This is a genomic window from Mycobacterium sp. AT1 (genome assembly GCF_002043095.1).
In the GTDB taxonomy this organism is placed as follows: domain Bacteria; phylum Actinomycetota; class Actinomycetes; order Mycobacteriales; family Mycobacteriaceae; genus Mycobacterium.
On record NZ_MVOC01000021.1, the window covers coordinates 1 to 22,052 of the forward strand.

At 68.2% G+C, this 22,052-nt stretch carries 19 protein-coding genes, 1 tRNA gene and 1 pseudogene; 7 read left to right on the top strand and 14 right to left on the bottom strand.

The window, feature by feature from the left end; genetic code table 11:
* Positions 1-210: 210 nt before the first annotated feature.
* Complete coding sequence (locus tag B1790_RS10680; RefSeq protein ID WP_079923198.1) at positions 211-1,845, top strand: fatty acyl-AMP ligase; 1,635 nt, start codon at positions 211-213, stop codon at positions 1,843-1,845.
* Positions 1,846-1,967: 122 nt separating this feature from the next.
* Here B1790_RS10680 and B1790_RS10685 read toward each other — a convergent pair whose 3' ends face one another.
* Both B1790_RS10685 and B1790_RS10690 read right to left on the bottom strand, forming a co-directional pair.
* Positions 1,968-3,449: a diguanylate cyclase domain-containing protein gene (locus tag B1790_RS10685; protein ID WP_079923199.1), complete on the bottom strand. Its 1,482-nt coding sequence runs from the start codon at positions 3,447-3,449 to the stop codon at positions 1,968-1,970.
* 43 nt (positions 3,450-3,492) lie between these two features.
* Positions 3,493-4,032, bottom strand: a complete 540-nt coding sequence (locus B1790_RS10690; RefSeq protein WP_079923200.1) for a DUF6611 family protein — start codon at positions 4,030-4,032, stop codon at positions 3,493-3,495.
* A gap of 107 nt (positions 4,033-4,139) precedes the next feature.
* On the opposite strand from B1790_RS10690, the gene B1790_RS10695 reads away from it, so the two are divergent.
* Positions 4,140-5,177, top strand: coding sequence for an epoxyqueuosine reductase (locus B1790_RS10695; protein WP_079923201.1), 1,038 nt, complete (start codon positions 4,140-4,142; stop codon positions 5,175-5,177).
* A gap of 70 nt (positions 5,178-5,247) precedes the next feature.
* Here the strand turns inward: B1790_RS10695 and pth are convergent, their stop codons facing one another.
* From pth to B1790_RS10740, 9 genes are all read right to left on the bottom strand, one after another.
* A complete protein-coding gene (gene pth / locus B1790_RS10700; RefSeq protein WP_079923202.1) occupies positions 5,248-5,823 on the bottom strand; it encodes an aminoacyl-tRNA hydrolase in 576 nt (191 codons plus the stop codon).
* A 6-nt stretch (positions 5,824-5,829) separates the two neighbouring features.
* On the bottom strand, positions 5,830-6,489 hold the full coding sequence (locus tag B1790_RS10705; RefSeq protein ID WP_079923203.1) for a 50S ribosomal protein L25/general stress protein Ctc: 660 nt from the start codon (positions 6,487-6,489) through the stop codon (positions 5,830-5,832).
* A gap of 146 nt (positions 6,490-6,635) precedes the next feature.
* Positions 6,636-7,502 (bottom strand): oxidoreductase, encoded by an 867-nt coding sequence (locus B1790_RS10710; RefSeq protein ID WP_079923204.1) that lies wholly within the window; start codon positions 7,500-7,502, stop codon positions 6,636-6,638.
* Between the two features lie 30 nt (positions 7,503-7,532).
* A complete protein-coding gene (locus tag B1790_RS10715; protein WP_079923213.1) occupies positions 7,533-8,192 on the bottom strand; it encodes an LpqN/LpqT family lipoprotein in 660 nt (219 codons plus the stop codon).
* Positions 8,189-8,863, bottom strand: coding sequence for an LpqN/LpqT family lipoprotein (locus tag B1790_RS10720; RefSeq protein ID WP_079923205.1), 675 nt, complete (start codon positions 8,861-8,863; stop codon positions 8,189-8,191). The genes B1790_RS10715 and B1790_RS10720 overlap by 4 nt, the downstream gene beginning before the upstream one ends.
* Positions 8,860-9,210 (bottom strand): arsenate reductase (glutaredoxin), encoded by a 351-nt coding sequence (gene arsC, locus B1790_RS10725; protein WP_079923206.1) that lies wholly within the window; start codon positions 9,208-9,210, stop codon positions 8,860-8,862. The genes B1790_RS10720 and arsC overlap by 4 nt, the downstream gene beginning before the upstream one ends.
* A gap of 1 nt (position 9,211) precedes the next feature.
* Complete coding sequence (locus B1790_RS10730; RefSeq protein ID WP_056558882.1) at positions 9,212-10,192, bottom strand: ribose-phosphate diphosphokinase; 981 nt, start codon at positions 10,190-10,192, stop codon at positions 9,212-9,214.
* A 93-nt stretch (positions 10,193-10,285) separates the two neighbouring features.
* On the bottom strand, positions 10,286-11,746 hold the full coding sequence (gene glmU, locus B1790_RS10735; RefSeq protein ID WP_079923207.1) for a bifunctional UDP-N-acetylglucosamine diphosphorylase/glucosamine-1-phosphate N-acetyltransferase GlmU: 1,461 nt from the start codon (positions 11,744-11,746) through the stop codon (positions 10,286-10,288).
* Positions 11,747-11,825: 79 nt separating this feature from the next.
* Positions 11,826-11,897: transfer RNA gene (locus B1790_RS10740), tRNA-Gln, on the bottom strand.
* A gap of 82 nt (positions 11,898-11,979) precedes the next feature.
* Between B1790_RS10740 and B1790_RS10745 the strand changes: the two genes are divergently transcribed.
* The 3 genes from B1790_RS10745 (at position 11,980) to B1790_RS10755 (ending at position 17,253) form a co-directional block, all read left to right on the top strand.
* Complete coding sequence (locus B1790_RS10745) at positions 11,980-12,576, top strand: TetR/AcrR family transcriptional regulator (RefSeq protein WP_162253325.1); 597 nt, start codon at positions 11,980-11,982, stop codon at positions 12,574-12,576.
* Positions 12,577-12,679: 103 nt separating this feature from the next.
* Positions 12,680-16,312, top strand: coding sequence for a transcription-repair coupling factor (gene mfd, locus B1790_RS10750; RefSeq protein WP_079923208.1), 3,633 nt, complete (start codon positions 12,680-12,682; stop codon positions 16,310-16,312).
* 56 nt (positions 16,313-16,368) lie between these two features.
* Entirely contained in the window at positions 16,369-17,253 is an 885-nt protein-coding gene (locus B1790_RS10755; RefSeq protein ID WP_079923214.1) for a nucleoside triphosphate pyrophosphohydrolase, read from the top strand.
* Between the two features lie 93 nt (positions 17,254-17,346).
* Here B1790_RS10755 and efeB read toward each other — a convergent pair whose 3' ends face one another.
* From efeB to efeU, 3 genes are read right to left on the bottom strand one after another with little or no spacing between them, the layout of a single operon-like run.
* The gene (gene efeB, locus B1790_RS10760; protein WP_079923209.1) at positions 17,347-18,663 is read right to left on the bottom strand and encodes an iron uptake transporter deferrochelatase/peroxidase subunit; all 1,317 of its coding nucleotides are present in this window, start codon (positions 18,661-18,663) and stop codon (positions 17,347-17,349) included.
* Positions 18,644-19,762 carry an iron uptake system protein EfeO gene (gene efeO, locus B1790_RS10765; protein ID WP_079923210.1) on the bottom strand — a complete coding sequence of 373 codons (1,119 nt, stop codon included), beginning with the start codon at positions 19,760-19,762 and terminating at the stop codon, positions 18,644-18,646. Before efeO ends, efeB begins: the two co-directional genes overlap by 20 nt.
* 50 nt (positions 19,763-19,812) lie before the next feature.
* Positions 19,813-20,772 (bottom strand): iron uptake transporter permease EfeU, encoded by a 960-nt coding sequence (gene efeU / locus B1790_RS10770; RefSeq protein ID WP_079923211.1) that lies wholly within the window; start codon positions 20,770-20,772, stop codon positions 19,813-19,815.
* Positions 20,773-20,946: 174 nt separating this feature from the next.
* On the opposite strand from efeU, the gene B1790_RS10775 reads away from it, so the two are divergent.
* Complete coding sequence (locus tag B1790_RS10775) at positions 20,947-21,678, top strand: lytic transglycosylase domain-containing protein (RefSeq protein ID WP_079923212.1); 732 nt, start codon at positions 20,947-20,949, stop codon at positions 21,676-21,678.
* Between the two features lie 95 nt (positions 21,679-21,773).
* Positions 21,774-22,052, top strand: a pseudogene (locus B1790_RS10780) (enolase); the annotation flags it as partial.

The following is a 22,052-nucleotide window of genomic DNA, read 5'->3' on the forward strand; positions in this document are numbered from 1 at the left end:
CGGTGGGCGATCGAACAGCGGCGACACAGACCCGGCCCAGTCCGTCGGAGCAAACCTCACCGCACCCATTTCGAGACGTAATCGCACCCCAATCGTGTGCACGTTCCTCGCGGAACGCGCGCGTGAACGGGTGGAACATGGAACAGCGCGCGTTGGCTTCACGTCCAACACTGGGGCCCACGGCGGGCTCCCCAGATCCAGGAGGTTGTCGTGAGCAGGTTTACCGACAAGATGTACCGCAATGCTGCGACCGTCAGCACGGGCATGGTGACCGGTGAGCCGCACGAACCGGTGCGACACACCTGGGGTGAAGTCCACGAACGCGCACGGCGCATCGCGGGCGGGCTGGCCGCGGCCGGCGTGGGACCCGGGGACGCCGTCGGCGTGCTTGCCGGCTACCCCGTCGAGATCGCCCCGACGGCGCAGGCGCTCTGGATGCGCGGCGCCAGCCTCACGATGCTGCACCAGCCGACGCCCCGCACCGACCTCGTCGTCTGGGCGCAGGACACGATGAACGTCATCGGAATGATCGAGGCGACGGCCGTCATCGTCTCCGAGCCGTTCCTGGTCGCCATCCCGGTGCTCGAGGAAAAGGGCGTGAAGGTCCTCGTCGTCGGCGAACTGCTGAAGGCCGAGCCGATCGATCCCGTCGAGACCGACGAGGACGACCTCGCGCTGATGCAGCTGACGTCCGGCTCGACCGGCTCGCCGAAGGCCGTTCAGATCACGCACCGCAACATCCACTCCAACGCCGAGGCGATGTTCATCGGCGCCGAATACGACGTCACCAAGGACGTCATGGTCAGCTGGCTGCCCTGCTTCCACGACATGGGCATGGTCGGCTTCCTGACGATCCCGATGTACTTCGGGGCCGAGCTGGTCAAGGTCACGCCGATGGACTTCCTGCGCGACACGCTGCTGTGGGCCAAGTTGATCGACAAGTACAAGGGCACCATGACCGCGGCGCCCAACTTCGCCTACGCGCTGTTCGCCAAGCGGCTGCGCAATCAGGCCGAGCCGGGCCAGTTCGACCTGTCGACGCTGCGGTTCGCGCTGTCGGGCGCGGAGCCGGTCGAGCCCGCCGACGTCGAGGACCTACTCGACGCGGGCAAGCCGTTCGGGCTCAGCCCCAAGGCGATCCTGCCGGCCTACGGCATGGCCGAGACGACGCTGGCGGTGTCGTTCTCCGAGTGCGGCGCAGGCCTGGTGGTCGACGAGGTCGACGCCGACTTGCTGGCCGCTCTGCGACGCGCGGTGCCGTCCACCAAGGGCAACACCCGGCGGTTGGCCTCGCTCGGCCCGCTGCTGCGCGACCTCGAGGCCCGCGTCGTCGACGAGCACGGCGAGATCATGCCTGCGCGCGGCGTCGGCGTCATCGAGCTTCGCGGGGAATCTTTGACCCCCGGTTACATCACCATGGGCGGTTTCCTGCCCGCGCAGGACCAGCACGGCTGGTACGACACCGGCGACCTCGGCTACCAGATGGAGAACGGCCACATCGTCGTGTGCGGTCGCGTCAAGGACGTCATCATCATGGCGGGCCGCAACATCTACCCGACCGACATCGAGCGGGCCGCGGGCCGCGTCAAGGGCGTCCGGCCCGGCTGCGCCGTCGCCGTCCGGCTCGACGCGGGACACTCGCGTGAGACGTTCGCCGTCGCCGTGGAGTCCAACGCCTGGGAGGACCCGATCGAGGTGCGACGCATCGAGCACCAGGTCGCCCACGAGGTCGTCACCGAGGTCGACGTCCGGCCCCGCAACGTCGTAGTCCTCGGACCCGGCACCATTCCGAAGACGCCGTCGGGCAAGCTGCGCCGCGCGAACTCGGTGTCGCTGGTCACATAGCGCCCCCACCGGTGCGCCGAACGTGGACTTCCGTCACGCCGGTGTGCGGATTCGCGTAGCGCAAGTCCACGTTCGGCGGTAAGTCGGCGATGCGTACGCGCGCCGCACGTCGGATTGAGCCGCTACAACGTCTGTACGTGTACTGCCTCGGTGGCGTGTGCCTTCGAGCGGTAGAGCGCGGCATCCGCGGCGACCACGACGGCGTGTGGACTTGCCGTTCGGTCGGTGACGGCCACTCCCACCGACAGCCCGAGGTGCCGCAAGGGGCCGTGGGCCTGTGGGGCGGTCGCCAGCGACCGCACTCCTTCCACGAGGCCGTTCGCCAACTCGACGATGTCGGCCGTGGAGGGCCGCGTCGCGATTACGCCGAATTCGTCCCCGCCCCAACGGCATACCACGTCGTCGGCCCTGGCTTGCCGAAGCAGGCAGCGTGCGACGTCCGTGAGTGCCTGGTCGCCGGCGAAGTGGCCGTCCGTGTCGTTGACGGCCTTGAAGTTGTCCAGGTCGCAGAAGAGTAGAGCCACCACGCCCAGCTCGAGATTCGGCTCGGAAGTCAAGGCGGCACAACGTCGTTCAAGTTCCTGCAGGCCGAGGGCCCGGACCTTGAGCCCGGTCAGCTCGTCGTGTTCGGCTCGGCGGCGCATCTCGTTCATCGAGATCCGGTCGGCGGTCCGATCGGCGACAGTGCACAGGTATCTGGCCCCGAAGGTGATTCCGTCGACCCGGCGCACCGCGACGTAGACCCAACGTTCCCAGGGGTGCCCGCGCGGGTGCCGGAGGGCAATCTCCTCGCCGAGGACGACGCCCTCCTCGGAGTCGAGTGTTGCGAGCAGGGCTGACACACGTTCGGGATTGTCGAGGTCGACGATGTCGGCGAGCGTGCGTCCCAACACGTCGACCTCCAGCGCATCCATCAGGTCGAGGAGGGAGCCGTTGACGTCGACGAGTCGTAACGCGCCGTCCAGGATTGCCGTCGGCGCCGGAGACGCGGCGAATGCCGTGCGGTACAGGCTGGCGCGGTCGTTGGCGATGTCGAACGCGTGGGCCCGCTCCACCGCAGCGCCAGCATGGCTGCCGAAGAGCTCCAGAAGGGCCTGCTGCTCGGCATCGGGCGTGCGCCCCGACCGTGGCAGGTCGACGCTGATGACGCCTAGCAGCTGATTGGATGATCCCCGCATTGGCGCCAAAAGGGCGAACTCCGGGCGCCACGGCTCGGTGTCGCGATCATCGTGGTCCGGTTGGCTTTCGACGAACCTTTCGGGCCACGGATCGGCGTGGGGTACGGCCTCGTCGACTTCGATCGACCGTAGGAATCGCAGTTCACCCCATTTCGCACCGGAGTCGAGAAGCTCGAGCCAGCCAGTGCGGGACATCGTCCCGCCGCGGAGTGTCTCCAGTTCGGGGGGCCCGACGACGGTGCGCACCTGGAGCTCATCGGCAGGGGTGAGGATGTTGACGGCGACGGCGTCGAATCCGATCACGTCGACCACCGCGTGGGCGATCAGTTCGAGTACCTCGTCGAGATCTGGTCGGCCCCCCAACGCCTCGACGACCTTCATGAAACTGCCAAGCACGTCGCGGTGCAGCGTAACGAAGTCGCCCACGGCTCATTGTCGCACCTTTGCTGATGCCGACGACCCTTCTCGCCTAACCGCGTTCGGCGTCCATGCGTGCCCGGATGTCGGTGCCCATCCGGTCGTAGACGCGCCACACCAGGAGCTCGTGTTCGACGGGCTGGATCTCACCGGCGGCGAGCCTGCAGTCCGCCTCGACCAGCTCGTGGGCCAGCACGTAGAACTCGACGAACTGCTCGGCGGCCAGGGGGTCGTGGACACCCGCCCGCCGGATCGCGGTCATGGTGCGGACGTCGCCGCGGGTGGTCGCCGTCATCGCCATGACCACCGCGCCCGCGCCGAGGAAGACGGTCGCGGAGATCCAGAGCGCCGCAACGGCTCCGAGGGCGGGCACCAAGAGGATCTCCAGGATGAGGAACGTCGCCATGCCCCAGGTCGGCCAGGCCCGCCAGATGCGCAGCAGCATCCGGTCGTCGGCGGAGGTCCCCGGCGGGAAGACCACCAGTCGGTAGCGGGTGATGCCGTAGCGGGTGGGGGAGACCTGAAGTGAGCCCCAGGTGTGTCCGCCGTCGAGTAGTCGCCGCCAGCGGGGTCTGGTCGTCGTGTCGTTCATGGTTCAGGTCTACGCCCGGCGGACGGCCGCGGCGAGGGTCTCTACGCAATCCTGACGGACTTCAATCAGTTCCTTACGGAAGCTAGATATTGTGTACTATACCTAGCATGACGGACCGCGTGGCTGGACGAATCGCCAACCATCCCACCGTGCGAAAGGTGCTCGCCAACAAGGCGGAACCACCCCCCGCGGTGATCGACGCAGACTGGCTGCGCGAGATCTGCCTTTCCGCCGGTGCCGACGACGTCGCGTTCGCCAGCGTCGAGAATCCCGATCTCGCCTCCGAACGCGAACACGTCGAATCCGCCTTGCCCGGCACCAAGAGCTTCATCTCACTGGTCGTGCGGATGAACCGGGACAACGTCCGCTCACCGGCGCGCAGCGTCGCCAATCAGGAGTTCCACCGCACCGGCGAGATCATCAACGAGGCCGCCCATCGGATCACCCGGGCCCTGCAGGACGCCGGCCACCGAGCGCTGAATCCGTCGGCGACCTTCCCGATGGAGATGGACAACTTCCCAGGCCGTATCTGGGTCGTCGCGCACAAGCCCGTCGCGGTGGCGTCCGGGCTTGGCGTCATGGGCATCCACCGCAACGTGATCCACCCGAAGTTCGGCAACTTCATCCTGCTGGCGACCATCCTGGTCGACGCTCCGGTCACCAGTTATGGTGAGCCGCTTGACTACTCGCCGTGCCTGGAATGCAAGCTGTGCGTCGCGGCGTGCCCCGTGGGGGCGATCGGCAAGGACGGCGAATTCGACTTCGTCGCGTGCTCGGTGCACAACTACCGCGAGTTCATGGGCGGCTTCACCGACTACGTGCAGACCATCGCCGACAGCACCGACGCCGCCGACTTCCGGTCGCGCGTCACCGATTCGGAGAACGCCTCGATGTGGCAGAGCCTGTCGTTCAAGGCGAACTACAAGGCGGCCTACTGCCTCGCGGTGTGCCCGGCGGGGGAGGACGTCATCGAGCCATACCTCGAGGACCGCAAGGGCTTCATGGACCTGGTGCTCAAACCGCTTCAGGCCAAACGGGAGACGCTGTACGTGCTGCCTAACTCCGCGGCCAAGGCCCACGCCGAAAAGCGCTACCCGCACAAGCCGACCAAGGTGGTCGACAGCGGCATCACCGGCCGCGGCTAACGGCGATTTCGGCGCGTAAACGTTCGCTGGTGGGCAACCGTTTACGCGCCGAAATCGGGGTGGGAGGGGGCTACCAGGCGTGCACGATGTTCTGCGCCGTCTCCAGCCCCAACTCGATCAACAGCTCGGTGGCGTCGGCGGCCTGCTCGCAGATCAAGCCGACCTCCGGGCGCTCGGCGGCGCTGAAGTTCTCCAGCACGAACGTCGCGGGATCCTTGCGGCCGGGCGGGCGGCCAACCCCGACGCGCACCCGTTGAAAGTCCTTGGTGCCCAGCGCAGAAGCCACCGAACGCAACCCGTTGTGGCCGCCCTCGCCACCACCTAGCTTGAGCCGGATCCGACCGAAGTCGATGTCCAGTTCATCGTGAATGGTGATGACGTCGGCAGGGGCCACCGAGTAGAAGTTCGCCAGCGGACCGACCTGGCGCCCGGACTCGTTCATGTAGGTACGCGGCTTGGCGAGCACGACCGACCGGCCGCCGAGGCGACCAGTGGTCGCTAAAGCGCCCGACTTCTTGTGCACCTTGAACCCCGAACCGATGCGATCGGCCAGGATGTCGGCGACGAGGAAGCCCAAGTTGTGCCGCGTCGTCTCGTATCGCGGTCCGGGGTTGCCAAGGCCGACCACCAGAAGTGGTTCGGCCACCGGTGACTACTCGGACTCGGAGCTGTCGGAGTCGTCCTCGCTCGGGGCTGCGGCGGCGGGCGCGTCGGTGGCCTCGCCTGCACCCTCGGATTCGAGATCCGCCGCAGTCGGCGCCGGGATCACGTTGACGACCAAGAGCTCGGGATCCGAGATCAGCGTCACGCCCTCGGGCAGCGGGATCTGCGAGGCGAGGAACTGCGTGCCCGCCGGGATGCCCTCGACCGACAGGGTCAGGCTCTCCGGGATGGACATCGCGTCGGACTCGATCTCGATGGTGTTGGACTCCTGGTTGACCAGGGTGTCCGGGCCGGCGTCGCCTTCGACGGTGACGCTGATCTCGACGGTGACGCGCTCGCCGCGACGGACGATGATCAGGTCGACGTGCTGGATGTTGCGACGGATCGGGTGGATCTCGATGGCCTTTGGCAGCGCAAGCGCTTCCGTGCCGTCGATGTCGAGGGTCAGCACGGCATTGGTGCCGAAGTTACGCAGCACGGCGGAGAACTCGCGGGCGGGGAGCGTCAGGTGCTGGGGATCGGCGCCGTGGCCGTAGAGCACCGCGGGCACCTTGCCGTCGCGACGGGCCTGACGCGACGCGCCCTTGCCGGTCTTGGTGCGGACCTCAGCGGTCAGATTGTTCGATGCGTGGGCCGCAGTCTTGGCCATGTGTGTCGCTCCTGTGCCGTTTTCAGTGGTGGCACGGTGAGGGCGACTGGAAGCAGCTTCAGCTGCGAATCGGTTTCTCGTCGATAACGGTGGTCCGAGCGGTCCACCCTCGCCGTGATCGTCGCCAAGGCTAGCGCACCGGACGCTCAGACCGAAAATTTGGTGCCCGTGAGCTGCTCGGAGAGGTCCCACAGGGCGGCCGCGGTCTTCGCGTTGCGTGCCAGCGGGCTGCGCGCGGACAACCCGGTTGGCCCGGCCATCCCGAACCTCGGGCCGACGAAGGCGTCACCGGGTAGGGGCTGCGACACGGCGAACAGGGTCTGTCGCGCGCCGAAGTCGGCGTCGGTGGCGAACCTGTTGCCCATCGACATGAGCTGGCCGCTCAGCTTTCCGCCGGTGTGGCCCTGCAGGTTGGTCGCCGAGTACCCAGGGTGGGCCGAGACCGCGGTTACCACCGAGCCGGCCGCCTCGAGTCGCCGCTGCAACTCGCTGGTGAACAGCAGGTTGGCGAGCTTGGACTGGCCGTAGGCCAGCCAGGCCGAGTACGGCCGCGCCTTCCAATTCAGGTCCTTGATGCTGATCTTGCCGATCAGGTGCATCATCGACGACACCGTCACGACCCGGTCGGAGACCTTGGGCAGCAGCAGGTTGGTCAGGGCGAAGTGGCCGAGGTGGTTGGTGCCGATCTGGCTTTCGAAGCCGTCGACGGTCTGCGCGTACGGCACGGCCATGATGCCGGCGTTGTTGACCAGGACGTCGACGACGTCGACGCTGGCGGCGAACTCCCGCACCGAGGACAGGTCCTGTAGGTCGAGCTTGCGGACCTCGACGTCGCCCGGCATGGCGGCCGCGGCGGCGTTGCCCTTGTCCAGGTTGCGTACCGCGACGACCACCTTGGCGCCCACCCGTGCGAGCTCTCGGGCGGTGACCTCGCCGAGTCCACTGTTGGCGCCGGTGACGATCACGGTGCGTCCGGCGAACGAGGGAAGGTCTGCGGCAGTCCAGTCGGTCATGGCGCCACCCTATGCCGGGGTGCGCCGCGGCTACTTCTTGGCGACGGTGAACCCCTTGATGATCGCCTCGATGTCGGGTCCGTCGGCCTGGGCCTCGTTGGCGAACGCCGTCACGGTGAGCTGAACCAGATACCTCTGGCCGGGCAGGTTGGCGCGCGCGGGGGTGCCCTCGGCGAAGACGATCCGGTTGTAGCTCTGCATCCGTTGGCCGTTGAGGTCGTAGGTGCCCTCGATCATCGACGACGGGAAGCCCCGAAAGTTGTCGGTGGACGCGTTGAGCTGCTTGAAGTTGGCCGACAGTTCGGCGTCGCCGTTGGCGTGCTTGAGCGCCTCGGCGACGTCGAAGTTCCCGTCGAGCTGGAAGACCAGGAGCATCGCCGTCGGGTAGGTGTCGCCCTTGGCGATCGTCCGGGTGCCCGGCGAGAGATTCACGTTGAAGTACGGCTTCCAGCCCGGCGGCTCTGGCACGGTCACCGTCAGGTCGGTCAGCTTGTCGGGCGCGACGGGCGCGCCGGTGATGCCGATGTTCTCGAAGTACGTCGACAGCGAGATGGGCTTGTCGGTGTTCGGCGCGGTGGTGGTCGTCGACGTGGTCGTCGTCCAGATCGACTTGTAGTCGGGGGACGACGGCCCGCACCCGGCCACGAGGAGGGCGATCACGGCTCCGGCGACCCCGGCCACGGTCTTCAGGAGACCGCCACCTTGAAGCCGGTCACGATGCCCTTCAACGGCGGGTTCGCCGCGATCTGCTGATCGGTGGGCGTGGTCACCGTGAGCTGCGCGAGGTAACGCTTGCCGGTCGAGGGGACGTCGGCGAGGACGATGCGGTTGTAGTGCTGCGTGGTGCCGGTGACGCCCTGAGCCGCGGCCGACGGGAAGCCGTCGTAGTCGTCGAAGGACTCGGTGACGTCGGTGGCGGCCGGCGGCAGCGCGTCGGCGTTGGCGTGCCGGATGGCGTCCTTCGGGTCGAACGGACCGGTGAGTTCGACGGCCATCAGCGTCACCGACGGCGCGTTGCCCGTCTGGCCGACCGGCTGCACGAATTCGACGCCGGTCGAGAAGAGCGGGTCGTTGGTCTGCGCCCAGCCGTCGGGGACGGGCACGGTGATCGTCAGGCCGGGGGCCTGGTCGAGGTGCACGGGGGCGCCGGTGACGTTGATCGAGGCGAGGTAGTCGCGGAATCCCTGCGGCCGGTCGGTCGGCGCGCCGGTGGGCGGCGGTGCGGGCGTCATCGTGGGCGTGTCGCTCGTCGGGGCCGAGGTGGACGACGAGGTCGACGTCGCGGTGTCCTGACCTGCCGAGGAGCAACCGGCCAGGACCAGCGCCGCGGCCACCACGCCGACGCAGCGCCGCAGGGTCACAGGATCTCGCGGACGTCGTCGATCGGGCGAGCCAGCCGGGTGCCCTTGGCAGTGACCACGAACGGGCGCTCGAGCAGGATCGGGTGCTGGGCGATGGCGTCGAGCAACTCGTCGTCGGAGGCCTCGGCGAGCCCGAGCTCGGCGTACACCGCCTCGCGCTTGCGCACGGCGGCCCGCACCGGGATGCCGGCGTCGGCGATCAGCTTTGCCACCTCCGCGCGGGTCGGAGGCGTCTTCAGGTACTGGATCACCGTCGGCTCGATGCCGTTGTCGCGCAGCAGCTCAAGGGTCTTGCGCGACGTCGAGCACTTCGGGTTGTGATAGATGACGCCTTCAACCGAAGCCATCTCAGGCATCCCCGTCGAACAGTCCCGTCACAGAGCCGTTCTCGAATACCGCGCGGATGGTGCTGGCCAGCAGGGGCGCAATCGACAACACGGTCAGCTGCGGGAACATCTTGTCCTCGCCGATGGGCAGCGTGTTGGTGACGACCACTTCGCGCGCACCGCTTTCGGCCAGCCGGTCGCGGGCCGGGTCGGAGAGCACGCCGTGGGTGGCGGCGATGACGACGTCGGCGGCACCGTCCTGCTTGAGCAGCTTGACCGCGCCGGCGATCGTGCCGCCGGTGTCGATCATGTCGTCGGTCAGGATGCAGGTCTTGCCCTTGACGTCGCCGACCACCCGGTTGGACTTCACCTGGTTGGGCACCAGCGGGTCACGTGTCTTGTGGATGAAGGCCAGCGGGACACCGCCGAGCGAGTCGGCCCACTTCTCGGCGACGCGCACCCGGCCTGAGTCGGGGGAGACGACGACCATGTCGTGGCTGGCGTAGTTGTCGCGGATGTAACCGCACAGTAGCGACTGCCCGCGCATGTGGTCGACGGGGCCGTCGAAGAAGCCCTGGATCTGGTCGGTGTGCAGGTCGACCGACACGATCCGGTCGGCGCCCGCCGTCTTGTAGAGGTCCGCGACCAGTCGCGCCGAGATGGGCTCGCGGCCGCGGTGCTTCTTGTCCTGGCGGGCGTAGGGGTAGAACGGCAGGATCGCCGTGATGCGCTTGGCGCTGCCGCGCTTGAGCGCGTCGATCATCAGCAGTTGTTCCATCAGCCACTTGTTCAGTGGCGCGGGGTGGGACTGCAACACGAAGGCGTCGCAGCCGCGCACCGACTCGTCGAAGCGCACGAAGATCTCGCCGTTCGCGAAGTCGCGGGCCGTCTGCGCGGTGACGCTGACGTCCAACTCCTTGGCGACTTGTTCGGCAAGCTCAGGATGCGCGCGACCCGAGAACAACATCAGGTTCTTGCGATTGTCGGTCCAGTCCGTGGCCACGTCGAAGCTGCCTTTGCCGTCGGGGATCGATACGGGGGCCAATCGTACGTAGCGATTCTGGGGGCGCGTGGCCGGGTTGCCAGAATGCCAACGTCAGGTGTCCGAAGGGTCGCTTCCCGAGGCGGCCTTGCGGGCGGCTTCGGCCGCCGCGCTGCCCGGCCTCTTGCGTTCCACCCAGCCCTCGATGTTGCGTTGCGGTCCAGCCGAGACGGCCAGCGCGCCGGGCGGCACGTCCTCCCGGACGACGGTGCCTGCGCCGGTGTACGCACCGTCGCCGATCGTCACCGGAGCGACGAACATGTTGTCCGATCCGGTCTTGGCGTGCGACCCAATCGTGGTGCGCTGCTTGACTTCTCCGTCGTAGTTGACGAACACGCTTGAGGCGCCGATGTTGGTGCGCTCGCCGATGTCGGCGTCGCCGACGTAGGTCAGGTGCGGCACCTTGGTGCCTGCGCCGATGGTCGAGTTCTTGGTCTCGACGAAGGTGCCGATCTTGCCTTCGGCGCCGAGCTCGGTGCCGGGCCGCAGGTAGGCGAACGGGCCGACGACGGCGTCGTCACCGATCACCGACGACATGCCCTGAGTGCGGATGACGGTCGCGCCGTCGCCGACGGTGACGCCGGTGAGGGTGGTGTCCGGGCCGATCTGGCAGCGCGCCCCGATGCGGGTGGTGCCGAGCAACTGCGTGCCGGGGGCGATGACGGTGTCGATGCCGACGGTGACGTCCACGTCGATCCAGGTGGTGGCGGGGTCGACCACGGTCACGCCGCTGCGCTGCAGCGCGGCGACGATGCGACGGTTGAGCTCGGCGTGCAGCTCGGACAGCTGGACGCGGTCGTTGACCCCGGCGACCAGGGCACTGTCGTCGACGTGGCGCCCACGGACGCTCTTGTGCTCGCGGCGCAGGATCTCGACGGCGTCGGTGAGGTAGAGCTCGCGCTGGGCGTTGTCCGATCGCAGCTGCGTCAGCGCCCAGCGCAGCGCGTCGGCGTCGAAGGCGTAGACCGCGGCGTTGACCTCCCGGATCGCCCGCTGCGACGCCGTCGCGTCGGCCTGTTCGACGATGCTCGTCACCTCCCCGTCCTGCGTGCGCAGGATCCGGCCGTAGCCGCTCGGGTCGGCAAGCGTGGTGGTCAGCAGCGTGGCGGCGGTCGACCGGCTGACGTGGTCGTCGATGAGCCCGGCGAGGGTGTCGGAGTCCAGGAGGGGGACGTCGCTCGCGGTGACCATCACGGTGCCGGAGAAGTCGGACGGGATGGCGGCGAGCCCACATGCGACGGCGTGGCCGGTACCCAGCTGTTCGTCCTGGACGGCGATCTCGATGGGGCGGCCGAGGTCGTCGGCGAGCCCGTTGACCGCGGGGATGACGTGGTCGCGGCCCATGCCGACGACGACGACGAGGTGCTGCGGCGAGACCTTGGCGATCGCGTGCAGGGTGTGCGACAGCATGCTGCGGCCGGCCAGCGTGTGCAGCATCTTGGGGATGTCGGACTTCATCCTGGTGCCGGCGCCTGCGGCCAGGACGATGACGGCGGTTTCGCCTCGTGTCGCCATGTGGTGGGCTCCTTCGTGCGATTTGGGCGTGATCAGCGGCGCTCACCGCCGCTGAGCACGCCGAAATCGCAGCCTCGTGCTCCGTCGCCAGGACTCGAACCTGAACTATCTGAACCAAAATCAGAGGTGCTGCCGATTACACCACGACGGACTGCGGGAGTGACTTTAGTCGACTCGCCTAGGCTGGCTGCGTGGCAGCGCCGGAGAAGGAAGTGCGCGCGCCTCGCGCGCGCATGACGGGGACCGAACGACGCCAGCAGTTGGTCGAGATCGCCAAGTCGTTGTTCGCCGAGCGCGGGTACGACGCGACGTCCATCGAGGAGATCGCCCAACGGGCCAATGTCTCCAAGCCGGTGGTGTACGAGCACTTCGGCGGCAAGGAAGGCCTCTACGCCGTCGTCGTCGACCGGGAGATGTCCGCCCTGCTCGACGGCATCACCTCGTCGCTGACCAACAACCGGTCCCGGGTGCGGGTCGAGCGGGTGGCGTTGGCCCTGCTGACCTACGTCGAGGAACGCACCGACGGCTTCCGCATCCTCATCCGCGACTCGCCGGCCAGCATCGCCTCCGGCACGTATTCGAGCCTTCTCAACGACGCCGTGAGCCAGGTGGCGTCGATCCTGGCCGGCGACTTCTCCCGCCGCGGGCTCGACCCCGAGCTCGCGCCGCTGTACGCGCAAGCGCTCGTCGGCTCGGTGTCGATGACGGCGCAGTGGTGGCTGGACACCAGGGAGCCGAAGAAGGAAGTCGTCGCCGCGCACCTGGTCAACCTGATGTGGAACGGGCTGACCCACCTCGAAGCCGACCCGGAACTGCACGACCAGCACTAGCGGGCGCCTCGAATGGCCAGTTGACACACGCTTTTTCGACGTCACCGCGGGCTGAGTGGCCACTCGTGGTTCACGACGCGATGACGACTAGACTGGGAGCACAATGACTACATCGGGGCACCCCCATGTCCAGACCCCGATGGCGGGCCTGGTGCGTCTCGCGCTGTCCGACCCAGGTCTGGCCGAGCTCACCCGCCGCGCCGCCGACGCCACCGCGGAACTCGCCCTCGTCGGACCCGCCAGTGCGCGGCTCTTCGTCGCCGCGGCGATGGCCGACGCGGGCCCGCTGCTCGTCGTCACCGCCACCGGCCGGGAGGCCGACGACCTGACCGCCGAACTTCGCGCGGTGCTCGGGGACGCGGTCGCGATGTTCCCTTCCTGGGAGACCCTGCCGCACGAGCGGCTCTCGCCGGGGGTCGAGACGGTCGGCGCCAGGATGATGGTGCTTCGCCGGCTGGCCAGGCCAGAGGACCAACGTCTCGGCGTGCCGCTGCGGGTCGTGGTCACCACGGTGAGGTCGCTGCTGCAGCCGATGGCGCCGGATCTCGCCGACGTCGAGCCGGTGACGCTGACGGTCGGCGAGGACGCCGAGTTCGACGGCATCCTGGAGCGGCTGGTCGAGCTGGCCTACACGCGGGTGGACATGGTCGGCAAGCGCGGCGAGTTCGCCGTCCGCGGCGGCATCCTCGACGTCTTCCCTCCGACCGCCGAGCATCCCGTCCGCGTCGAGTTCTGGGGTGACGAGGTCTCGGAGATGCGGATGTTCTCCGTCGCCGACCAGCGGTCGATCCCCGACATCGCCGTGGACTCGATGATCGCCCTCCCGTGCCGCGAGCTGATGCTGACCGACGAGGTGCGCAAGCGGGCAGCGGCGCTGTCGCTGGACCAACCCCACGACGACAACCGCGTCACCGGGACGGTCAGCGACATGTTGGCCAAGCTCGCCGAGGGCATTCCGTCCGACGGCATGGAGGCGCTGCTTCCGGTCCTGCGGCCGACGGAGCTGTCACTGCTGTCGGACCATCTGCCCGCCGCGGCGCCGGTGCTGGTGTGCGATCCCGAGAAGGTCCGCACCCGCGCGGCCGATCTGATCAAGACGGGGCAGGAGTTCCTCGAGGCGTCCTGGTCGGTCGCGGCGATGGGGGCCGACGCGCCGATCGACCTCGAAGCACTGGGCGGCTCCGGTTTCCGGGAGCTTGCCGACGTCCGGGCCAACGCCGCAGTCGGCGGGCACCCGTGGTGGACGTTGAGTCAGCTGGCCGACGGGTCGGCAACCGAGCTCGACATTCGCTCGGCGCCGTCGGCGCGCGGACAGCAGAACAACCTCGACGAGATGTTCGCCATGCTGCGGGCCCACGTGACGACCGGTGGCCTGGCCGCCGTCGTGACACCCGGCGCGGGCACCGCCCAGCGCATCGTCGAGCAATTGGGCGAATCCGACACGCCCGCTTCGATGTTGGCTCCCGGCGACGTGCCGAAGCCGGGCGTGGTCGGCGTGCTCAAGAGCCCGCTGCGCGACGGCGTGGTGCTGCCCGGGGCAAACCTCGTCGTCATCACCGAGACCGACCTGACCGGCAACCGGGCTGCGGCCACCGAGGGCAAGCGGCTGGCCGCCAAGCGCCGCAACGTCGTCGACCCGCTGGCGCTGACCGCGGGCGACCTCGTCGTGCACGACCAGCACGGCATCGGGCGGTTCGTGGAGATGGTGGAGCGCATCATCGGAGGTGCCCGCCGCGAGTACCTGGTGCTGGAGTACGCGTCGGCCAAACGGGGCGGCGGATCGGACAAGCTGTTCGTCCCGATGGATTCGCTCGACCAGCTGTCCCGCTACGTCGGCGGTGTGGAGCCGTCGCTGAGCAAGCTCGGCGGCAGCGATTGGGCCAACACGAAGACCAAGGCGCGCAAGGCCGTTCGCGAGATCGCGGGCGAGCTGGTGACGCTGTACGCCAAGCGACAAGCCGCGCCCGGCTTCGCCTTCGGACCGGACACCCCCTGGCAGTCGGAGATGGAGGACGCGTTCGGGTTCACCGAGACCGTCGACCAGCTGACCGCGATCACCGAGGTCAAGTCCGACATGGAGAAGCCCGTCCCGATGGACCGCGTGATCTGTGGTGACGTCGGCTACGGCAAGACCGAGATCGCGGTGCGCGCGGCGTTCAAGGCGGTGCAGGCGGGCAAGCAGGTGGCGGTGCTGGTGCCCACCACGCTGCTGGCCGATCAGCATCTTCAGACGTTCTCCCAGCGCATGTCCGGCTTCCCGGTGACGGTGAAGGGGCTGTCCCGGTTCACCGACAACGCCGAGTCGCGCAAGGTCATCGAGGGCATGAAGGACGGCTCGGTCGACATCGTGATCGGCACGCACCGACTGCTGCAGACCGGCGTCACGTGGAAGGACCTCGGGCTGGTCGTCGTCGACGAAGAGCAGCGGTTCGGCGTCGAGCACAAGGAACACATCAAGTCGATGCGCACCCACGTCGACGTTCTGACCATGAGCGCCACGCCAATTCCGCGAACCTTGGAGATGAGCCTGGCCGGCATCCGCGAGATGTCGACGATCCTCACCCCGCCCGAGGAGCGGTTCCCCGTCCTGACCTACGTCGGGCCGCACGACGACAAGCAGGTCGGCGCGGCGCTGCGGCGCGAACTGCTCCGCGACGGCCAGGCGTTCTACATTCACAACCGCGTGAAGTCGATCGACTCCGCGGCCGCCAGAGTGCGCGCCCTCGTCCCGGAGGCGCGCGTGGTGGTTGCGCACGGGCAGATGCCAGAGGAGCAACTGGAGCGCACCGTCGAGGGTTTCTGGAACCGGGAGTTCGACATCCTGGTGTGCACCACGATCGTCGAGACGGGCCTTGACATTTCGAACGCCAACACCCTGATCGTCGAGCGCGCCGACACGTTCGGCCTCTCGCAGCTGCACCAGTTGCGTGGCCGGGTCGGGCGCAGCCGTGAGCGCGGCTACGCCTACATGCTGTACCCGCCCGAGGTGCCGCTGACCGAGACCGCCTACGACCGGTTGGCGACCATCGCGCAGAACAACGAACTCGGCGCGGGCATGGCGGTGGCCATGAAGGACCTCGAAATCCGCGGCGCGGGAAACGTTCTCGGTGCCGAGCAGTCCGGTCACGTCGCGGGCGTCGGCTTCGACCTCTACGTGCGGCTGGTCGGCGAGGCCGTCGAAGCCTATCGAGCCGTGGTCGACGGCAATACCGTTGCCGCCGTTGAGGAACCGAAGGACGTGCGGATCGACCTGCCGGTCGACGCCAACCTGCCACCGGAGTACATCGGCAGCGACCGGCTGCGGCTCGAGGGCTACCGTCGGCTGGCGGCCGCCCAGGACGAGGCGGCGATCGTCGGCGTCGTCGAGGAGTTGGTCGACCGGTACGGGCCGCTGCCCGAGCCCGCCCTGCTGCTGGTGGCGGCCGCCCGCCTCCGCCTGCTGTGCCGCCAGTACGGCGTGACCGAGGTGACGGCGTCCGCGACGACGATTCGCGTCACTCCGTTGGCCTTGCTCGACTCTCAGCAGATGCGGCTCAAGCGGATGCATCCGTCGGCGACCTACCGTGCGACGACGTCGACCATCACGATCCCGATTCCGCGGGCCGAGGGTGGCATCGGCGCACCGCGGGTGCGCGACGCAGAGATGCTGCGCGTGGTGGCGGGTCTGCTGCTGGCGTTGGACGGAAGGCCGCAAACGGATTTCGACGTCACCGACCTGGGAGGTGCGGTCTCGTGAGCGAAGAAGCGGCCGCGTCGACCGTGGTGCTCGTCGACCCGCGGCGTCCGTCGTCGATGCCCGTCGAGGCCGTCGCGCTGCTCGCCGGGGACGTGCAGTACACCGAGGAGATGCCGGTGCGGGTGCCGTGGTCGCTGCCAGCGGCCCGGCCGGTGTATCTCGGTGAGGACGCCCCGGTGCTGCTGTCGTCCGATCCGAACCACCCGGTGGTCAGGGCCCGCCTGGCGGCGGGGGCGACGCTGATCTGCACGCCTGCACCGCCATCCGGCGAGCGACTCGTCGACGCGGTGGCGATCATGGACACCCTGCGCACGGCGGGTCCGTGGGAGCGCGAGCAGACCCACGAATCGCTACGCCGCTACCTGCTCGAGGAGACCTACGAGCTGTTCGACGCCGTGCGCAGCGGCAACGCCGACGAGCTGCGCGAAGAGCTCGGCGACGTGCTGTTGCAAGTGCTGTTCCAGGCGCGGATCGCCGAGGACTCCGAGTCGCCGTTCGGCATCGACGACGTCGCCGACGCGCTGGTCCGCAAGCTTGGCAACCGGGTCCCGGCAGTGCTTGCCGGAGAGGCGATTTCGCTCGACGACCAGCTGGCGCAGTGGGAAGAGCGCAAGGCTCTCGAAGTGAAGGTGAAGGCGCGCAGTTCCGTGATGGACGACGTGCCCACCGCTCAGCCGGCGTTGGCGTTGGCGCAGAAGGTGATCGAGCGGGTCACCGCGGCCGGTCTGCCCGCCGATCTGATGCCAGAGGGTTTGACGGCGATCGGCGCGACCTACGGCAGCGATCCCGAGAACGCCGTCCGCGCACAGGCGTTGGACTTCGTCGACGTCGTCCGTACGGTGGAGCAGAGCATCCTCGCCAGTCGGGGTGGCACCGATCTCGAGGACGCTCAGCTCGGCGGGGTCACCGAAGAGGAGTGGCGTGCCCACTGGCCGTCCTGATCTCCGCCGAGTGTGCAGTTGTGTGCGGCAGACGGCCGAAAAGTGGTGCACAACTACACGTTCGGCGGGGGGCGGTGAGGCCCGGGGGAACGATCAGGACAGCAGGGTCGAACCCCAGTAGGCCGACGTGTCACCCTCGCGCAGTCCCGGTGGGCAGGCGAACAGCGCAGTGCCCGTGTGGGTGATGTACTCGTTGAGCGCGTCGCGTCGCGAAAGCTCCATCTGCATGGGGACGAATGACGTTCGGGCGTCGCGCACGAACGCGATGAAGAACAAGCCGGCGTCGAGATGGCCGAAACCGTCCGTGCCGTCGGTGAAGTTGTACCCGCGACGCAGGATCTCGATGCCGTTGAGGTTCTCCTTCGACGCCAGTCGCACATGGGCGTCCATGTCGATGAGCGGGGTGCCCTTCGAGCTCTTGGTGGTGAAGTCGAGGGCGGCGAACTCGTCGGCGTAGCCGATCGGTGCACCGCTGCCCTTGAGGCGTCCGATGACCCGCTCCTGCTCCAGCAGCGTGGTGCGGTCCCAATTCTCGATGCGCATCCGGATGCGGCGGGTCACCAGGTAGGAACCGCCGGTCATCCATGCCGGGCCGTCGCCGTCGGCGACCCAGACGTTCTTGTCGAGCGCACCGGTGTCCTCGGCCTTGATGTTGGCCGTTCCGTCCTTGAACCCGAACAGGTTTCGCGGCGTGGACTGGTCGCGGGTGGTCGACGACGTGCGGCCGAAGCCCAGCTGCGAGTAGCGCACCGCCGCCGTGCCGAACGCGACGCGGGCCAGGTTGCGGATGGCGTGCACCGCGACCTGAGGATCGTTCGCGCAGGCCTGGACGCAGATGTCGCCGTGACTCCTGGCCGGGTCCATCGTCTCGTTCGGGAACTTGGGCAGATCGATCAACGCTTCGGGTCGCTTGTCGGCGACGCCGAACCGGTCCTTGCCGTCCTTGGTGAAGAACGTCGGTCCGAAACCGACGGTGAGGGTCAGCTGCGATGCCGGAAGGCCAAGTGCCTCACCGGTGTCCGCGGGCGGCGCGTAGGGGTTGAGGCCTACGGCGCCGTTCTTGACGGCCTCCTCGGCGAGCGTCAGGCGCTCCGCCATGGCCGTCCACTCCTTGAGCATCGCCACGACGTCCTCGCGGTCGTCGGTGGTGACGTCGAAGGAGCAGAAGTGCATCCGGTCCTGAGCCGCGGTTACGATGCCCGCTTGACGCTCGCCGCGGAACGGCACCGAGCTTTGGAGCTCCTCGGTGGCGGTGCTGGACGCCGACGCGCGGCCGGCCAGCGCACCGGCGCCTGCCGCTCCGACCACCGCGGCGGTGACTCCCGCCGCGCCGAACAACTTTCGGCGCGACAATGCGCCGGACGTCGAGTCCGGCGCATCGTCTGGGCGGTTACTGGCCTGCGATGACACCCTGTACCTGGCTGACTTCCTTGCTCAATGCGTCGATCGAGCGGGAGAGTTCCTGGCGCTGTGGTTCGGTCACGGTGTCGTACAACACGAATCCGTCGCCCTGGCGATACTTCTGCAGCAGCGCCTCGGATTCGGCGAAGCGCTGGTCGACCTTCTTGCCGAGGTCGGGGTTGCGCTCGTCGAGGATCGGTCGCACCGACGACACCGCGGTCTGCGAGCCCTGCAGGTTGGCTTCGAAGTCCCACAGGTCGGTGTGGCTGAAGATGTCCTCTTCACCGCTGATCTTGCTGGACGCGATTTCGTCGAGCAGACCCTGCGCGCCACCGGCGATCTGGGTGGAGTCGACGGTGAAGTCGGGTGCCTTCACGCCGTCGTTGAGCTCCTTGACGTCGGCGGCCAGCTGATCGGCCAGTGCGTTGGCGTCGGGCTGCAGCCCGGTGACCCACAGCTGCTTCTCCAGCGCGTGGAAGCCGGTCCACTTCTGGCCGGGCTCCAGGTCGGCCTCGCGGAGGTCGATGCGCGGATCGAGATCGTCGGGGAACGACTCGGCGACGGGCTCGATGCGCTCGTAGTACGTGCGGGCGATGGGGAACTGGGCCTTGGCGGCGTTGACGTCGCCCTTCTTGACGGCGGCGACGAACACGTCGACTGCCGGGATCAGCGCCTCGGTCTGGCTGTTCACGTACCGCTTGTAGTTGTCGGCGGCTTCCTTGAACTTGCCCTCGGTGTCGATCTGGACCGCGTCACCGGTGACGGTGAAGTCGCCACGGAGGCCGTCGCCGATCATGCCCGGCTTGCACGCGGTCTGGTACTTGCCCGGCTCGCTGAGCTGCACGATGAGCTTGCGCTCGAGTCCGGGGGAGATGTTCTCGACCTCGCCCATCACGCGGTCGCCCTCACCGTAGACGTAGAACTCGGTGACCTTGGTCCCGTTGTTGGTGATGACGAAGGTGCTTGGGCCGGTGGTGCTTTCGGTGCCCGACAGCTCGCACGTCGTGTCGGAGGCGTTCACCGTGATCTGCGCGGGCGCGTTCGCGCCGCTGCTGGCCGGGGTCTCGGCCTCCTTGGCCTGGCAACCCACCAGGGAGAGGCCCGTCATCAGGGCGGCCGCTGCGGCAGCGCCCGTCCTCGCAGTTAGAGGAGAGACGTTCACGTGTTGGACCTTTCGGATGCGGTGGGGCGCTCCGACTCTGGAGTGAGATCGGAACTGGTGGAAGGGGAGTCCGGCGTAGGAGTGTCCGCCGGCTTCGTGGGCGCCTTGGTGGGGCGCAGGAAGATGATGAGGACGACGACGAGGTAGGACGTCCAGCCGAGGAATTGCAGCCAGGTAGGCGTCGGGGTGACGTTGAAGACGCCCTGGATGACCTGGCCGTACCAGGACGACCAGTCGAACCACGAGCTGATGTCGAACGGGCGGCTGGTCAGGCCGGGCAGCCAGCCGACGGTCTGCAGCGCCCCGATGCCGTAGGACAGGATGCCCGCGGCGACGACGACGAGGAACGCGCCGGTGTAGGAGAAGAACTTCGCAAGGTTGATCCGCAACGCGCCGACGTACATCGCGAACGCGATCACGACGGCGACGAGGACGCCGATGATCAGACCCGTCAGCGGCCAGAGCGTCTTGGCCTCGGCGAAGCCGACCATGAACAGTGCGGTCTCGACGCCTTCACGGCCGACGGCGAGGAACGACAACGACAGCACGGCGAACGCGCCCGCCTCGAGTGCCTTGGACATCTCGCCACGGAGCTGCCCGGACATGCTTGCGGCGGCCTTGCGCATCCAAAGCACCATCGTGGTGACGATGGCGACGGCGATCAGCGACGCGACACCGGCAATGGCCTCGGCGCCAAGGCCGGAGATGGTGTTCCTGCCGAGTTGAATGGCGAGGAACACCGCGACGGTCATGACGATCGCCCCGCCGACGCCCAGCCAGACCCACTTGAGGGCGTCGCGACGGTCGGACTTGACCAGGAACGCGACCAGAATCGTGACGACGATGGCGGCTTCCAAGCCTTCGCGGACTCCGATGAGCGCGCTGCCGAAGAGTTGAGAGGTGACGCTGGGCCCGGCAGCAATCAGCGACACCGAGAGGTCTCCGACCGCGGTCATGCACTCGTCCTCGCTGCGAATGGGTGGGTACCCAAGTGTTGGCTAGCCATAGCTAGGTGTGGCTCACCTTAGCAAGCCGATCGCCGGAGCGGCGCGCCCCGCCAAACGCGGTGAAACGGGGCAGTGCCGGACGCATGGGACGATGGCTGGAGTCCGAATGTTCGAGGGAGTCCGGTGTCGCCAGTGCGTTGGCTGCGGGCCGTCGCGGTTGTCGTCGCTACGGCTCTGCTAATGGCCTCGTCGTGCTCGTGGCAGACGGGCATCCCGATCCCCGAGGGCGTCCCGCCCCCGCCGGGTGATCCCGTGCCGCAGGTCGACACGCACGCCAAGGGGCGCCCCGCCGACCAGCTGCGCGAATGGGCCTCGGAACGCTCGGCCGCGCTCGGCATCCCGGCGACCTCACTGGAGGCCTACGCCTACGCGGCGCGCGTCGCCGAGGTCGAGAACCCCAAGTGCCACCTGGCATGGACGACGCTCGCGGGCATCGGAATGGTCGAGAGCCATCACGGCACCTACCGCGGTGCGACCGTCGCCCCCGACGGTGACGTCACCCCGCCGATCCGCGGTGTCCGACTCGACGGGTCGCTCGGCAACATGTCCATCCCCGACACCGACGGCGGGACGCTGGACGGCGACCCCCAGATGGACCGCGCGATGGGTCCCATGCAATTCATCCCCGCCACGTGGGAGCTCTACGGCGTCGACGCCAACAACGACGGCGTCGTCAGCGCCGACAACGTCGACGACGCAGCCCTGTCGGCGGCGGGATACCTGTGCTGGCGCGGCAAGGACCTCGCCACTCCCCGCGGCTGGATGGACGCGCTGCGGGCCTACAACCTCTCCGACCAGTACGCCAGGACGGTGCGCGACTGGGCCACCGCCTACGCCGAAGGGCACTCCCTGTAGCTCTCCCGCCGTCTGTCTCGGCGTGAGGAATCCGCACGCTCTAGGCTGTCTCCTTGCACGACCAGTCCGCAGCCAGCACCACCGAGGAGACGCCAGTGCCCGTCATCGAGCAGATTGCAGCGCGAGAAATTCTCGACTCCCGGGGCAACCCGACCGTGGAGGTCGAGGTGGCGCTCGACGACGGCTCCGCCGCCCGCGCCGCGGTTCCGTCCGGCGCCTCCACCGGTGAGCACGAGGCCGTCGAGCTCCGTGACGGCGGCAGCCGCTACCTCGGCAAGGGCGTCGAAAAGGCCGTCGCCGGGGTGCTGAGCGAGCTCGGCCCGGCCGTGATCGGTCTCAACGCCGACGACCAGCGCCTGGTCGACCAGGCCCTC

Excerpts from the sequence above, each read along its gene's own strand:
- glmU (WP_079923207.1), bottom strand. The coding sequence starts at position 11,746 with ATGGCGACACGAGGCGAAACCGCCGTCATCGTCCTGGCCGCAGGCGCC.
- efeO (WP_079923210.1), bottom strand. The coding sequence starts at position 19,762 with ATGACGGGCCTCTCCCTGGTGGGTTGCCAGGCCAAGGAGGCCGAGACC.
- B1790_RS10755 (WP_079923214.1), top strand. The coding sequence starts at position 16,369 with ATGCCCGTCGAGGCCGTCGCGCTGCTCGCCGGGGACGTGCAGTACACC.
- arsC (WP_079923206.1), bottom strand. The coding sequence starts at position 9,210 with ATGGCTTCGGTTGAAGGCGTCATCTATCACAACCCGAAGTGCTCGACG.
- B1790_RS10690 (WP_079923200.1), bottom strand. The coding sequence starts at position 4,032 with ATGAACGACACGACGACCAGACCCCGCTGGCGGCGACTACTCGACGGC.
- efeU (WP_079923211.1), bottom strand. The coding sequence starts at position 20,772 with ATGACCGCGGTCGGAGACCTCTCGGTGTCGCTGATTGCTGCCGGGCCC.
- mfd (WP_079923208.1), top strand. The coding sequence starts at position 12,680 with ATGACTACATCGGGGCACCCCCATGTCCAGACCCCGATGGCGGGCCTG.
- B1790_RS10745 (WP_162253325.1), top strand. The coding sequence starts at position 11,980 with ATGACGGGGACCGAACGACGCCAGCAGTTGGTCGAGATCGCCAAGTCG.
- B1790_RS10705 (WP_079923203.1), bottom strand. The coding sequence starts at position 6,489 with ATGGCCAAGACTGCGGCCCACGCATCGAACAATCTGACCGCTGAGGTC.
- B1790_RS10695 (WP_079923201.1), top strand. The coding sequence starts at position 4,140 with ATGACGGACCGCGTGGCTGGACGAATCGCCAACCATCCCACCGTGCGA.
- B1790_RS10710 (WP_079923204.1), bottom strand. The coding sequence starts at position 7,502 with ATGACCGACTGGACTGCCGCAGACCTTCCCTCGTTCGCCGGACGCACC.